The organism is Lamprobacter modestohalophilus (assembly GCF_016583905.1).
Lineage (GTDB): Bacteria > Pseudomonadota > Gammaproteobacteria > Chromatiales > Chromatiaceae > Lamprobacter > Lamprobacter modestohalophilus.
This window is the reverse complement of the sequence record NZ_NRRY01000015.1, coordinates 1-13244: the sequence shown is the minus strand read 5'-3', so window position 1 is coordinate 13244 and position 13244 is coordinate 1. Positions and strand designations below refer to the sequence as shown.

Annotated in this window: 12 protein-coding genes; 9 read left to right on the top strand and 3 right to left on the bottom strand. The window is 64.6% G+C overall.

Annotation, left to right across the window (positions count from 1 at the left end; translation table 11 throughout):
• The first annotated feature begins 49 nt into the window (after positions 1 to 49).
• From CKO42_RS10700 to CKO42_RS10685, 4 genes are all read left to right on the top strand, one after another.
• Positions 50 to 850, top strand: a complete 801-nt coding sequence (locus tag CKO42_RS10700; protein ID WP_200243455.1) for a response regulator transcription factor — start codon at positions 50 to 52, stop codon at positions 848 to 850.
• A gap of 63 nt (positions 851 to 913) precedes the next feature.
• Positions 914 to 1453 carry a hypothetical protein gene (locus CKO42_RS10695; protein WP_200243452.1) on the top strand — a complete coding sequence of 180 codons (540 nt, stop codon included), beginning with the start codon at positions 914 to 916 and terminating at the stop codon, positions 1451 to 1453.
• A gap of 136 nt (positions 1454 to 1589) precedes the next feature.
• On the top strand, positions 1590 to 1811 hold the full coding sequence (locus tag CKO42_RS10690; protein WP_200243450.1) for an addiction module protein: 222 nt from the start codon (positions 1590 to 1592) through the stop codon (positions 1809 to 1811).
• Complete coding sequence (locus CKO42_RS10685; RefSeq protein WP_200243448.1) at positions 1811 to 2101, top strand: type II toxin-antitoxin system RelE/ParE family toxin; 291 nt, start codon at positions 1811 to 1813, stop codon at positions 2099 to 2101. The genes CKO42_RS10690 and CKO42_RS10685 overlap by 1 nt, the downstream gene beginning before the upstream one ends.
• A gap of 108 nt (positions 2102 to 2209) precedes the next feature.
• Here the strand turns inward: CKO42_RS10685 and CKO42_RS10680 are convergent, their stop codons facing one another.
• From CKO42_RS10680 to CKO42_RS10670, 3 genes are all read right to left on the bottom strand, one after another.
• Positions 2210 to 3334: a baeRF11 domain-containing protein gene (locus CKO42_RS10680; RefSeq protein ID WP_200243447.1), complete on the bottom strand. Its 1125-nt coding sequence runs from the start codon at positions 3332 to 3334 to the stop codon at positions 2210 to 2212.
• Between the two features lie 176 nt (positions 3335 to 3510).
• The gene (locus tag CKO42_RS10675) at positions 3511 to 4305 is read right to left on the bottom strand and encodes a hypothetical protein (protein WP_200243445.1); all 795 of its coding nucleotides are present in this window, start codon (positions 4303 to 4305) and stop codon (positions 3511 to 3513) included.
• A gap of 142 nt (positions 4306 to 4447) precedes the next feature.
• The gene (locus tag CKO42_RS10670; RefSeq protein WP_200243443.1) at positions 4448 to 6304 is read right to left on the bottom strand and encodes an SLC13 family permease; all 1857 of its coding nucleotides are present in this window, start codon (positions 6302 to 6304) and stop codon (positions 4448 to 4450) included.
• Positions 6305 to 6516: 212 nt separating this feature from the next.
• On the opposite strand from CKO42_RS10670, the gene CKO42_RS10665 reads away from it, so the two are divergent.
• The 5 genes from CKO42_RS10665 to CKO42_RS10645 all read left to right on the top strand — a co-directional run bounded on the left by CKO42_RS10665 (position 6517) and on the right by CKO42_RS10645 (position 12914).
• Positions 6517 to 6894: a PLDc N-terminal domain-containing protein gene (locus CKO42_RS10665; protein WP_200243441.1), complete on the top strand. Its 378-nt coding sequence runs from the start codon at positions 6517 to 6519 to the stop codon at positions 6892 to 6894.
• A 198-nt stretch (positions 6895 to 7092) separates the two neighbouring features.
• A complete protein-coding gene (locus CKO42_RS10660) occupies positions 7093 to 7875 on the top strand; it encodes a 3-hydroxybutyrate dehydrogenase (RefSeq protein WP_200243438.1) in 783 nt (260 codons plus the stop codon).
• Between the two features lie 129 nt (positions 7876 to 8004).
• Positions 8005 to 8616 carry a rhodanese-like domain-containing protein gene (locus CKO42_RS10655; RefSeq protein ID WP_200243434.1) on the top strand — a complete coding sequence of 204 codons (612 nt, stop codon included), beginning with the start codon at positions 8005 to 8007 and terminating at the stop codon, positions 8614 to 8616.
• A gap of 35 nt (positions 8617 to 8651) precedes the next feature.
• A complete protein-coding gene (locus CKO42_RS10650; RefSeq protein ID WP_200243431.1) occupies positions 8652 to 12323 on the top strand; it encodes a mechanosensitive ion channel domain-containing protein in 3672 nt (1223 codons plus the stop codon).
• A 303-nt stretch (positions 12324 to 12626) separates the two neighbouring features.
• Positions 12627 to 12914, top strand: coding sequence for a hypothetical protein (locus CKO42_RS10645; RefSeq protein WP_200243424.1), 288 nt, complete (start codon positions 12627 to 12629; stop codon positions 12912 to 12914).
• Positions 12915 to 13244: the final 330 nt, after the last annotated feature.

Below are 13244 nucleotides of genomic sequence, written 5' to 3'. Positions count from 1 at the left end.
GCTCAGTTAAGATGACGAATCGTTTCGAACGCTAAGACAACCCATCAGCATGGCCGAAAACGTCGCGCGTATCCTGATCATCGATGATCAACCGGCATCGATTGGCCTCCTGATCGCCTATTTGCAAGGGCGCGATATCGACCTCCTGGTCGCGCAGACCGGCGAAGACGGTTTGAGGATTGCGGCTGAGGGTCAGCCCGATCTGATCCTGCTCGACGTGCGGATGCAGGGATTGGACGGATTTAGCGTTTGCCAAAGGATCAAGGAATCGCCAAACACCCGCTCGATCCCAGTGATCTTCCTCTCCTCGGCGATCGAGACTGAGGATAAGTTGCGCGGCTTTGCCGCCGGTGGTGCGGATTACATCACCAAGCCCTTCTCTGAGCAGGAGGTGCTGGCGCGGGTCTACCTGCAGATCGGCAACCACCAACAGCTCAGCGCCTTGAGCAGCCAGGCGATTGATGAGCTCGAAGACATCCCACTCTCGGCCTCGGCGAATCGGCTCGATCAGCGTCTCTTTACCGACGCGGTCGCGGTGCTGACCAAGCGGCTCGTCGACCCGCCGAGCGCGGTTGAATTGGCCCATCAGGTCGGCACCAATCAGCAGCGGCTGACGCGCATCTTCCGCGAGCAGGTGGGGATGAGCGCCTATGAATATCTGCAAGAGATGCGCCTGGAGCGTGGGCGGAGTCTGTTGCTGGATACGGATCTTCAGGTCCAGTTGATCGCGGATCGGGTTGGCTACCGCAATGCCGGGGATTTCACTCGCGCCTTCCGCCGTCATTTTGGGGTGACGCCACGGCAATACCGGCAGGGTCGACTGCAGCCCGATGACGTTGATGAAGAGTGATCAAGAGTGATCAAGAGTGATGAACAGATGTGTGGACTCAACCTCTAGGACGGCGCACTGACCATGGCGACAGCACCTAGTCCCGCCCAGATCGACATCCGCATTGGACGGGTTGATCAACTCTTCCAGACCTTCGATCCCTCGCCCTTTCGCGAGCGGGATTTGGACCCGGATGCGACCGCCTTCATCGTCGACTGGGCGCGTGAGCTGAACCGCCGAGTGCCGATCGAGATCCATCTCAATGTGAAGGATTCTGGACCCGAGCATGATGCCCCTGAGGATGTCAGCGCTGCGATCCATTGTTATTTCGAGCATCGTGCCGAGGTCGCCGAGCGCGAGCTGCGCGAGCTGTTCCGCTTTGGCCGGATCTACCTTGCGATCGGCTTGCTGATCCTGGTGCTCGCTTTATTTGGCGCGGAGGTGCTGGTGATCAAGTTCGGCGAGAGTCCATCACTCGCACTGATCGCCGAGAGCCTGATCATCCTCGGCTGGGTGGTGAACTGGCGACCGCTGGAGATCTTCCTCTACGAATGGCGCCCGATCCGTCGCGATGCCAACCTGTTCCGGCGCCTCGCCGCGGCCCGGATCAAGGTTCAGGGCTGAGCGGGGCGGTCACCAGGCTGGGCCTCATCGTCGCACCTCGACTTGCCCGAGAGCCTCCGGTCGATCCAACATGCTTGGTCTGATGCATGCTGTCACACTGATGTTTCGTCAAGCGCCCAACTCGAGGTGATGCCCGATGAACACGAAAGAATTGATTGATCAAGCGATCGCGTTGCCGGTTGAGGAGCGCGCCTTGGTCGTGGACTCCTTGCTGCGAAGCCTGAACCCACCACAGTCCGAGATCGACGCCCAATGGGCCAAGGAATCGAGGCGCCGGTTGACGGCGCTGCGCTCCGGTCAGGTCGAGGCCATCTCCGGCGAGGTCGTGTTCCAGCGCGTCTGGGATCGCTTCAAGTGATGAGCTATCGGTTCCATCCCGAGGCAGAGGCCGAGCTCAACCTGTCGATCGACTACTATGAGGCTATTGAGCCTGGCTTGGGCTATGACTTCGCGCTCGAGGTCTACGCGGCCATCCATCGTATTCTAGACTTCCCAAAGGCGTGGGCCACCCTTGATGACGATGTGCGCCGTTCGCTCGTCAAGCGCTTCCCTTACGGAGTGCTGTATAGCGAAGAGTCCGATGGCATCTTGATCCTCGCGGTTATGAACCTTCACCGAGCACCAGACTACTGGAAGCATCGAGTGTGATCCTGCGCGCCGGAGCAAGGTTCAGGGTTCATTGATCCACGCCGTCGGCAACAAAGGGCTGCCGCTTTGGCGAGCAGCAGGTTGCCGACGACCTGTCACTCCTCTGGCTCAGATGGGATACCGCAGAATGGCCGCAACCGCCTTGCCAGACTCAGGCATATCCTCGGCGCGCACACTGAGCACCTCACCGCCGGTGGCGAGCACCCGCCGTGCGACTTCATCGGCCACACCATAGGTCTCCGCGCTGGCCTCGTCGGCGAAGGTGACACTGCCATCGGCGTCGTCGACGGTACCATTGACCACCTGATCCATATCGACCAGCAGGCTGGCGACAGCGCCGGCGGTCGCGGCCCGCGCGGCGCGCACGATATCCGTGGTGGCGCGGTCTTCATTGATGCGCTGGCGGTAACGCTCCTGCCAGTCCGCGATCTTGGCCCGATAGACCTCATCGAGCAGGGCGCGAGCAGCGTTGGCCAGCTCGCCCGGGCTCTGGCGCTCCGGGTTGCCGCGCAGGCCTTCTTCGAGCAGGTGCGGATAGCTGTTGACCGAGCGGTAGATCGCATCCAGGGCATCGACCGAGGCCAGGATCAGCGGCTCTTGCCGACCAGCGAGGATCGCCCGCACCGCGGTGTCGACCTGCCGCGCATACTGACGCAGCCGCACCTTTTTGCCCTCACTGCCACCGATACGGCCGCTGTAGGAGCGGGTCGAGATGGTGCGCTTGCCGACCGCCGAGGCGGCATCGGTGGGTAGATCCGGCACCGCCACCTCGACCGCCGGCACATCCTTGCTGACCTCGATCAGGCGCACGCCGCCATCCGCCAACGCGAGCACATAGCCAGCATCGCAGAAGGTGGTCGAGCGCAGCAGGGGCTTCAAATGAAACCGATCCGAGACCTTGACCAGCGGTTGTAGCGCATTGGGTACGCGGAAGCTGCGCAGGTTGTCTGGGGTGGCATAGATCATCAGCCCGCGCGCCTGATAGGCCCAGAAGACATCGTCTTCGAGCAGGTCGTCGAGCTCTTCGATCAGGTCGCGCACACGACGCTTGTCGGCGCCGGCAGCCTCGAGCTGGTCGACGGCCTCTTTGGCAAGGTTCTTCAGCTGGATGCGGTCGGCATCGGTGTCATCGGTGACCGGGGTGGTTGGCAGCGCGATGGAGACCGCCATGTCGCCGCGGAAGGCGGCCAGGTCGGCGTAGTCATCAGCGGTGGGGATATCAAGGTAGAGCATTGAGGCTTCCGGGGTTCGGTTGTTAGAGAGGCGCGTTTCAGCGCGATAGCGTCGCGATCGGGGTCGTCAGCGCAGCCGGAGCAGCATGCCGGTTGCGAGATCGACAGCGAGATCGCTCAGGGTGTCGATGATCTGGGTTGTCTGCATGTCACAGTGCGCCCGGCATGCGGTGCGCCCTAGCGACCAGCATGGGCGGCGGCAGCAAAACCGACCGTCGCGGCTGCGGTCAGCGCCAACAGGCTGTGCTCGAACAGGGCACTGGTGACCAGCTCGACCGGCAGCAGCGGCACCGCAATCGCGGTCCAGGCCGTGGCGGCGACGGTGAATCCGAGCACGATCTTGGCGATCACCATCGGCGCTTGCCGCGGGATGCGAAGCCGAGGCCCAAGCGCGGCGAGGATCAGGAGTGCGACCATTGCGCCCCCGGTGATCGCGAGATTGATCCAGGTCGAGTCCGGCATGCTGGCGATGCTGCAGCTGGCCGCCTCTGGCGCGTTCTCGATCCGGAAGAATTGCACATCGAGCGCGTTCGAGAACTGCAGCGCGAGCACGATGACCGGTCCGAGCACTGAAGTCATCTGGATGATGACCGACTGTGCCGGCAAGAAGATCTCGCGGTTGGCGCCGTAGGTTCGCAGTACCGCATTGAGGCCGAACAGCAGTAACAGGGTCGCGAGACCGAAGGTGGGACCGAACAGCATCTGCTCATGCGCGGCGACCGCCGCAACCATGCCGCCGGCGGTCCGACCCGCAAGCACTGCGTAGTTGATCGAAAGCACCAGCAACGCGAAGAAGGCGCAGGTGAAGACCACCACCGCGTTGGTGCACTCGATATCCTCGCGCTCGGCTTCGTGATCAAGCGGTAGCAGGATCGCCAGCAGCGCGAAGCCGGTCAGCAGCCCAGCGATCGACGAATACCAGCCGGCCGTGCTGGCGATCTCGAATTCAAAGGCGGCGATCGCGCAGCTCATTGGCTCAGGCTCCGAAGCAGCTGTCTGGCGTTCTGTGTCACCAGCGCACCGCTCGGGCTGGACAGAGGGGTGGAGAGGATGAGGGCGAGGACTAGGACCAGGGCGAGCAGCATCGGTGCGATCTCGGTGCGATCAGGTGTGATCAATAGAACGGATACAACCAGGGCAGCAGGGTCAAGGTCAAGGTAAACACCAGCAGCACCAGCGGCAGGCCCATCTTGGCATAATCGCCGAAGCGATAGCCACCGAGGGTGCCAACCATCGCATTGGCCGGCACCACCGGCGTCATGAAGGCGCTCGACGCGGCGAGCGCGACGGCAATCGCGAACGGGTAGGGCGAGGCGCCAATCTCAGCGGCGAGCGCCATCGCCAAGGGCGCCATCAGCACCGCAGTGGCGGCCGGCACCACGAACATCCCTAAGGCCAGCGTCATCAAATAGACCGTCGCCAGCACCAGGTAGGGGCTGGCGGCGCCGAGCACGCCGACCAGTGCGTCAGCGGCTAGCTCGATGCCGCCGGTGCGCTCCAGCGCCATGCCAAACGGCAGCATGCCAGCGATCAGCACCAGGGTGCGCAGGCTGATCGCGCGGTAGGCATTGTCCAGATCGATGCAGCGGAACAGCAGCATCAACAACACCCCGACCAAAGCGGCATGCATCGCCGGCAGCAGCTCCGAGACCATCAGCCCGACCGTGACCGCCAGCGAGAGCACCGCATAGGGCGCGCGCTTGGCGGCTGGTAGGCGCTCATCCAACTCCTTCGGCAGGTTGGTCGTCACCAGATCATGGTCCTGACCGCGCAGTTGCTCGATCGCGGCCCAGGCGCCGACCAAGAGCAGGGTGTCGCCGGCCTGCAGCCTGGTCTCAGCCCGCGCCTCGGCATCGAGCACGCTGCGGCCCCGACGCAGACCGACGGCATGCAGCCCGCGCTCCAGTTGCACCCCGGCCTCATCCAGGGTCTTGCCGAGCAGCCGTGACTCGGCTGGCAGGATCACCTCGGCCATGCCGATCGATTGGGCGCGGTCGGCGAAGTAAAGGCCGGAGAGCGGCAAGGGCTCGAGTCCAAGCTCGGCGCATTGGGGTAGGGGTTGCGTCTGCGCGTCATCAGTGGCGGTCGAGGTCGCGCGATCGAGCAGGAGGACGTCGCCGGCGGCCAGGAGCGTCTCATCATCCGGACCGATGACGCAGCCGCCGTACGCACGTTTGCGCTCGAGGGCGATGACACGCAGACCGCGATCCGGCGTCAGCCCGAGCGCGGCGAGCGACTGGCCGATGGCTGGCGAATCAGGCGCAATCTGGGCGCGCAGCTCGCGCTCGGCGAGCTGATACTGCTCGACCCAGCTGCCGAGCCGCGGCTTGGCGTTCGCATCGTCCTGCGCGCCGGCCTTCGCCTCCGCGCCGAGCCAGCGACTCGCGATCATCATGTAGAGCATGCCGAGCAGCAGGACGGGGATGCCGATCGGCGTCAGGGCGAGAAAATCCAGCCCCTCGGCCCCGGTGCGCGTCAGCTCATAGTTGACGATCAGGTTCGGCGCGGCAGCGACCAGGGTCAGCATGCCGCTGATCAGCGCTGCGTAGGAGACCGGCATCAGCACCTGCGCCGGGCTCATGCCGGTATTGCGGGCGATGCGCAAGGCCACCGGGATGAAGATGGCGACCACGCCCGTCGAGTACATCACCGAGCCCAGTGAGCCGACGATCAGCATCAGCAGCGCCACCAGCCGTGCTGGCCGGTTGCCGCCGCGGGTCACCAGCCAATCGCCCAAGCGCTGGGCGACGCCGGTGCGTGCCAGGCCCTCGCCGATCACGAACATGGCCGCGATCAGGATGATGTTCGGGTTTGCGAACCCGGAGATGGCCTCGCGGGCGCTGATCACGCCGGTCAGTGGCAGGGCCACCATCATCAACAGGCCCACGGCATCGGCGCGCGGACGGCCAAGCATGAACATCAGGATGGCGCCGGCCAGCAGGGCGAGCACTAGGGTCAATTCGAAGGTCACGTCTACTCCTCGTTCGGCCGCTGGTCCAGAGGCGACGACTATAGCAATTGGCAAAGCGGACGAGGCATGTCCAGCCTTCGCGTTTCTATGCAGTGAGGCGCAAAAAATGAGCTGTCAGCAACTATCGCGCTTTTGCGTCTTTCCTTGCACTGAGTCGCATGACTATGGTGTTCGCCCATCGCCACCATCACTGACCTTTGAGTCCAAAGCTAATGAGCAACGTCTGGGAAATCCTTTACCTGGTCGCGTCGAGTTTTTTATTTTTCGCCTATCTGATCATCCTCTTTCATATTGTTATCGACCTGTTTCGCGACCCTGTGCTTGGTGGGGGACGCAAGGCCTTATGGCTGGTCGGTCTGTTATTCCTGCCATTCCTGACGGCACTGCTCTATGTGCTGATCCGCGGCAATGGCATGGGGACGCGGCAACGCTCCGCCCTCGAGCGAGCCAGGTCGGATACCGAGGCCTACATCCGGGACCTGGCGAGAACGGCTCCCGCCGATCAGATCGCCGCCGCCAAGGCGCTGCTCGATGCGGGCACCATCAACCAGAGCGAATTCGACAAGCTGAAGGAGAAAGCGCTCGCCTAGGTGGTCGCGAGCCCGACGGCGCTGCTTCGTCTTTCGCAATCGAGCCCTCGAGCCCATCGCCTCGATCACCGAGCAGGCCGCTGATGATCCGCGCGACCAGGCTTGGCGGCGTCGCCGAGCGCATGGATCAGATCCGTGCTGAGGTGGACGACATCGACCAAAGCCCTGTCTCCAACCCCAACTGAAGAGGAAGCAACCATGTTGAACGGTAAAACCGCCGTCGTCACCGGCTCGACCAGCGGCATCGGCTTAGGCATCGCGCGAGCGCTGGCCGCCGATGGCGCGGACATCCTGCTGAACGGCTTCGGCGATGCCGCCGAGATCGAAGCGCTGCGCCGACAGCTGTCCAGCGAGTACGGCTGTCAGGTCGCCTACTGCGGTGCCGACATGACCAAGGCCGCCGACATCGAGCGCATGATCGAGACCGCCAATCGGGAGCTCGGCAGGATCGACATCGTCGTCAATAACGCCGGCATTCAGCATACCGCGCCGGTACAGGAGTTCCCGGTCGATCGCTGGGACGCGGTGATCGCCATCAATCTGACCGCCCCGTTCCTGATCACGCGCGCGGTCCTGGGCCAGATGCTCGAGCGCGACTGGGGCCGCATCATCAACATCGCCTCGGTGCACGGTCAGGTCGCCTCGGTCGACAAGTCCGCCTATGTCGCCTCCAAGCACGGCATCATGGGCTTCACCAAGGCCGTCGCGCTGGAGACCGCCACCACCGGCGTCACCTGCAATGCGATCTGCCCCGGCTGGGTGCTGACCCCATTGGTGCAGAAGCAGATCGATGCCCTGGCCGAGCGTGAGGGGCTCTCCAACGAAGATGCTAGCGTTAAGCTGCTTGGCGACAAACAGCCGTCGCAGTCCTTCACCTCACCGGAGCAGCTCGGGGCGCTAGCGGTCTATTTGTGCTCGGATGCCGCCTGCAACATGCGCGGCGTTGGCCTGCCGGTCGACGGCGGCTGGCTGGCGCAGTAGCGATGCACCGCATGCATGGGCCGGTTGCGGCGCAAGCCTATTCGGCCCCTTGTTGCGCGACGCCCGCGCCTATCGCGCCAGCTCCTCGATGTTGCAACCATCAGCCGACGGCCCTTGGAGGGTAGAGTGATGCAAGAGACACTTTCTTGGGATGCGCAAACGCTGCGCAGCGCAATGGCGTCGAATCCTGCGATTCGCGTCATCGATGTCCGTTCAGCAGCGGAGTTCGAGTCGGAACACATCCCCGGCTCCTTGAATATTCCGATGGGCACGCTGGAAGAGCACGTCGGGCGCATACTGAAGGTGGTCAGCGACCCGATCGTCTTCGTCTGCCAGATGGGCGGGCGCGCGCAGAAGGCACAGCAGATGGCAGGCGCCGAGAGCGACGCCGGTGCACTCGCCGACGGCGGTCTCGGGCACGTCCATGTGCTCGCGGGCGGCCTGCGTGCCTGGGAGCAGGCCGGTGGCGAGCTGAAGCGCGGACGGCGGGTATGGAGCGCCGAGCGGCAGGTCCGCTTCATTACAGGGTCAATCGTGGTGATCTCGATCCTGCTGAGCGGATTTGTCCCGGCGCTGAAGTGGGTCGCGCTGTTCATCGGCCTCGGGCTGATCGTTGCAGCTTGGACCAACTTCTGCGGCCTGGAGCAACTTTTAGCGAAGCTGCCTTGGAACCGAGCAACCAGACCGAGTCCGGATGTCGTGATCGAGCAACTGATCGCCGCAACGCGACGGTTGGCTTGATCGCCGGGTCATGTGCCCCTCCCGGTCGTACGGGCTTGACCGCTCATAGGGCCAACCGCCGGCCAGCCGAACCGGCGGTATGGCCCGCTCCCTCGGAATTCGCGCTGCCCATCTCCCGCCGCACGACCAACCAGGGCGGCTGGCGTTGCCGCTGGCCGGCAACCCTCGCCGGTCTCTTCTTTCTCCTTCTGCTGGCCGTCGGCGCCGCGTCGGTCCTGGCGGACTCTTCGCCGGCTGCCAACAGCAGCGGGCTGTTCGGCTCCGCGCCGACGCCGACCGAAGTAGCCGCTGCCCGCGACACACTGGCCGATGATCCGAGCCTGACCATCGAGGAGCGCGCCCGACTCAATGCGGATCTGGATCGGGTGCTGGCCAACCTGAAGGCCCTGGCCCAGGCCAATGAGACGGCGCTCGAGCTGCGCGAGACCCAGGCAACCGCGCCTGGGCGGACCGCGACCATCCGCGCCCGCTTGGCGGCAGCCGAGCCGTTGCCAGACCCGCCGGTGGATTTGCCGGTCGACGCCGATCTGGAGCCGGTGCAGCAACAGCTGGCGCAGGAGACCGCAGCTGTTGCTGCCCAGCAAGACCGGCTGGCGGCACTCGAGCAGGAGCTAACCGAGGATGCCGATGCGCTTCCTGGTTGGCGCCGTCAGCTCGAGGAACTGCGCCAGCAGGTGCAAGATCTTGATGATGAGCTTGCCAGTGTCCTGACCACGGTTGCCGAGGGAGCAAGTCGTCTTGACGGCGCCAATCTCTCGGACGGCATCAATCGTTCCACGGGCATCCAGGCCACCGATGTTGCTGAAGCTGCCAGTACTGCCGATGCCAACATCGAGAGGCTGATCCGACGCTGGCTGCTGGAGAGCCAGCGCGACCGCTTGCGTGCCGAGGCGCTGGTGCTGGAGCTGAAGGTGAATGGGGCCGAGGCGCGTCGAGCGCTCACCCAGGCTCGGCGCGATGAGGCACGGCTCGCCCTGGATCAGGCCCGCGGCCGCCAGGCATGGCTCACGCTGGCGGTCGACGAGCGGCGCCGCGAGGAGGCCGCCCAGCTTCGCGCCGAGACCGAGGCCGCGCGGGCGGCGGTGGCCGACGCCCATCCGCCGGTGCAGGAGCTGGCGCGTGCCAATGCCGAGTTGGCCGAGGTCATCCAAGCGGTCGATCAGCGCACCGCTGCGGTTACTGACCAGCTCGCCGCAACCACCGCGACCAAAGCGGCGCTGGCGCAGGACTTCGCCAACGACCGCCAGCGGGTCGCCGCCGCGGGCATCAGCCGTGCCCTGGGCCGGGTGTTGGTGGACCAGCGGGAGCGTCTGCCCGATCCGCGCGAGTTGCGCCGAGAGGCCGCCGAACGCGCGGATGCCGAGGCCGAGGCCCGGCTGGCCCAATTGCGCTGGCACGAGGAGCTGCTGATGCTGCGTGCGAGGGCCGAGTCGCTGTCGAGTTCCGTCTCAAACTCGGTGCTCGCAGGCATGACGCCGGCCGATGTCGCCGCCATCGAGGCCCAGCTCAGCGAGCTGCAAGCGCGCCGTTTTGAGCTGCTCGAGCGTGCCATCGCGGCCGAAGATCGGCACCTGAAGGTGTTGGCGGAGCTGGACCTGGCGGCGGCCGATCTGCGCGTCCTGGCCATCGACTACGATAACTTCCTAGCCGAGCATCTGCTCTGGCTGCGCAGCCATGTCCCGCTGACCCAGCAGAGCTTTGCCGCACTGCCGGCGGTGCTCGCCGAGCTCCTGCGGCCGGCCCATTGGCTGGGGATGATGCGGACATTGGGCGCCAGTGTCACCGAAGCCTGGTATTGGTGGGGCGGGCTGGCGCTGGTGGCGCTGCTGCTGGCGTTCGACCGACCTCTGCGCCGGCATATCCGCGCCACGGCCGAGCCCTTGCGTCGTATCCGCACCGACCGTTTCGGCTATACCCTGTGGGCGATTGCGCTGACCTTTGTGCTGGCGGCACCGGTCTCGCTGTTGCTGGCCTTGGCCGGCTTGATGCTGCACAGCGCCCCGGGGGCCGACGGCTTTGTCTACGCGGTCGGCTACGGCCTGCTGCAGGTCGCGCCCGGACTCTATTGCCTGCGCGCGTTCCGGTTGCTGTGCATGCCGGGCGGGGTGGCCGAGCGGCACTTCCGCTGGCGTGCCGACACCCTGGTTCGGTTGCGGCGCAGCCTCAATCTGGCCATCTGGATACTGCTGCCAATCGGGTTTCTCGCGGCAGCCGTCAACGAGCTCGGGGAGATTCAGGCCGCCACGCTGGGACGGCTGTTGCTGGCCGCGGTGACTCTCGGTTTCGCGCTGCTGCTGGCCGGCGCCCTACACCCAACCCGCGGTGTGCTCACAGAGCTCTTGCGGTCGCGGCCCGGCGGTCTGACCAGCCGCACCCGCTGGCTCTGGTATCCGCTCGCGGTGGCGGTGCCGCTGGCCCTGGCCGGGCTGACCTTGGCCGGCTTTCAATATACCGCGACGACCCTGTTTCAGCTCTGGATCAACCAGCTCTGGCTGGTCCTGGGGTTGGTGGTGCTGCAACAGGCGATCGTGCGCTGGCTACTGGTAACCCGGCGTGCGTTGACCCTGCGCACCGCGCTCGCACGCCGCGCCCGGCTCGCAGCGCTCAGCGAGTTCGGCACCGAGGTTGGCGATGAGGGTGTGGGCGAGGGCGGGGGCAAGGCTGGGGACAATGGTGGCGCGGCCGCTGCGAGGACCGAGACGGCGTTCGAGACCGCGTTGGACCTGATGGCGCTCGACGGTCAAACCCGCAGCTTAATCAGTGCACTGTTGACGATCGGCACTGGCCTCGCGCTCTGGATGCTGTGGTCCGATGTGCTGCCAGCGCTCGGTGTCCTGGAGCGTATCCCGCTCTGGCACAGCACCCGCTTGGTCGAAGGCGAGAGCCGCCTATTGCCGGTGACCCTGGCCGACCTGGGGATCGTGCTGATTATCGCCACCGGCGCCATTGTCGCCGTGCGCTATCTGCCGGCCCTGCTCGAGATCCTGATGCTCAAGCACACCGGCGTCAGCGCCGGTGCGCGCTACACCATCATCACCTTGACCAGCTACGGCATCATTGCGGTGGCCTTGATCAATGGGGCGGGGCGGCTGGGGCTGCACTGGGAGCAGTTGCAATGGCTGGTCGCAGCGCTAGGTGTCGGCATCGGCTTCGGCCTGCGCGAGATCGCGGCCAATTTCATCGCCGGGCTGATCTTGCTCTTCGAGCGCCCGGTGCGGGTCGGCGACACCGTCACCGTGGGCCTCAACGAAGGCATCGTCACCCACATCGAGGCGCGCGCGACCACGGTTCGGATCAGGGACCAGCGCGAGCTGCTGGTGCCCAATAACCAATTGATCACGCAGGAGGTCATCAACTGGTCCCTAACCGATCAGGTCATCCGCGGCGAGATCCGTTTGAGCATCGAGTACGGCAGCGACATCGAGGCCGCCCTGCGCATCCTCGCCGAGATCGCCGCCGCCGATACGCGCCTGCTGACCGACCTGGCACCCGTGATCACCGCCGCCGAGTTCGGTGAGCGGGGGATCGAGCTGCTATTCCTCTATTTCTTGCCGACGCTGGCCAACCGCATCCAGATCCGCGGCGAGCTGATCGTCGCCATCGACCGGCAACTGCGTGCTGCTGGCATTGCGATTGGGCTGCCGCAGCGGGACGTGCGGCTGCGCGATGAGGCGCTGGCGAGAGCAGGTGGGAGAGACCCTAGTTGAACAACGAGGGCATCTAGACTATGAATGAAGCGTCGAAGTACCGGAAGGCCGCTGTCGGCTCGCGCGGGAAACGATGCAAGGCGCCGGGCAGTTCGGCGCCTTTTCTTTTGGCCATCCCTCGCGCACGGCCTTCAAACCTTGCGGTAGGTTGCCAGGCAGACGATTTGCTTACTCTTCGATCTCGGTGGCACGCCCTCGGTCACTGACACCGCTACCGGGCGGTGCCTGTCGCGCCGACAGGGTTGCTGATTCGGCGCACTGGCGCTAGGCTTTAGGTCGGTTTTGTGCTTGGAGGGTGAAACGATGGAGACGATTTTTGACCATGATCCGACGGCCGAAGAGTTGCGGTATTTCTCAGGCCCGGCGGGTAAGGATCGCTATCTTGAAGGCATCACGAACGATCAAGCGTTGATCGACCTTGCTTCGCTTTTTGCGATGCGCGGCGACCAGGAGCGGTCCATGTCGTTCATTGGCCAGGTGTCCGATCAAGATTTCGTGGCGACTCAGTTGCTCTGGGACTCGATGACGCCAGAGAGCGCGTCAAGAAAAAGGTCTTCGCGCGCAGCTCCGGTTAACAGCAAGGCCGCTTGAATCCTCGCAAAATCACGCCCGCTTCTTTTTGCAAAGTGCTTGGCAAGCAATGTCGCGGCAGCAATCATGTCTTCGCCTTGGTTGATGGTTGTCAGGATGTCCTTTTGCTCAATCCTGTCTAACTCGCAGGCGTCAATCACGCGCCAAAAACGCGACACATAACGGCGTAACCGTTCACGGGGCTGAAACCTGCCATCGCCTCACCTCCAGCGGCTTCAGCCCAGGCTGTGGAAACCCCGACATCCGTGCTCAGGAGCGCAGCCCAGGCGAAGGACGTGTTGATGATGAACCCGAGTTGGGATCTCTTCGAGCGGCTGGCATCGCGGAGTC

What these genes read in the sequence shown, in the direction of transcription:
- CKO42_RS10660 (WP_200243438.1), top strand. Translation starts at nt 7,093, where the DNA reads ATGTTGAACGGTAAAACCGCCGTCGTCACCGGCTCGACCAGCGGCATC.
- CKO42_RS10665 (WP_200243441.1), top strand. Translation starts at nt 6,517, where the DNA reads ATGAGCAACGTCTGGGAAATCCTTTACCTGGTCGCGTCGAGTTTTTTA.
- CKO42_RS10700 (WP_200243455.1), top strand. Translation starts at nt 50, where the DNA reads ATGGCCGAAAACGTCGCGCGTATCCTGATCATCGATGATCAACCGGCA.
- CKO42_RS10685 (WP_200243448.1), top strand. Translation starts at nt 1,811, where the DNA reads ATGAGCTATCGGTTCCATCCCGAGGCAGAGGCCGAGCTCAACCTGTCG.
- CKO42_RS10675 (WP_200243445.1), bottom strand. Translation starts at nt 4,305, where the DNA reads ATGAGCTGCGCGATCGCCGCCTTTGAATTCGAGATCGCCAGCACGGCC.
- CKO42_RS10680 (WP_200243447.1), bottom strand. Translation starts at nt 3,334, where the DNA reads ATGCTCTACCTTGATATCCCCACCGCTGATGACTACGCCGACCTGGCC.
- CKO42_RS10655 (WP_200243434.1), top strand. Translation starts at nt 8,005, where the DNA reads ATGCAAGAGACACTTTCTTGGGATGCGCAAACGCTGCGCAGCGCAATG.
- CKO42_RS10695 (WP_200243452.1), top strand. Translation starts at nt 914, where the DNA reads ATGGCGACAGCACCTAGTCCCGCCCAGATCGACATCCGCATTGGACGG.
- CKO42_RS10690 (WP_200243450.1), top strand. Translation starts at nt 1,590, where the DNA reads ATGAACACGAAAGAATTGATTGATCAAGCGATCGCGTTGCCGGTTGAG.
- CKO42_RS10645 (WP_200243424.1), top strand. Translation starts at nt 12,627, where the DNA reads ATGGAGACGATTTTTGACCATGATCCGACGGCCGAAGAGTTGCGGTAT.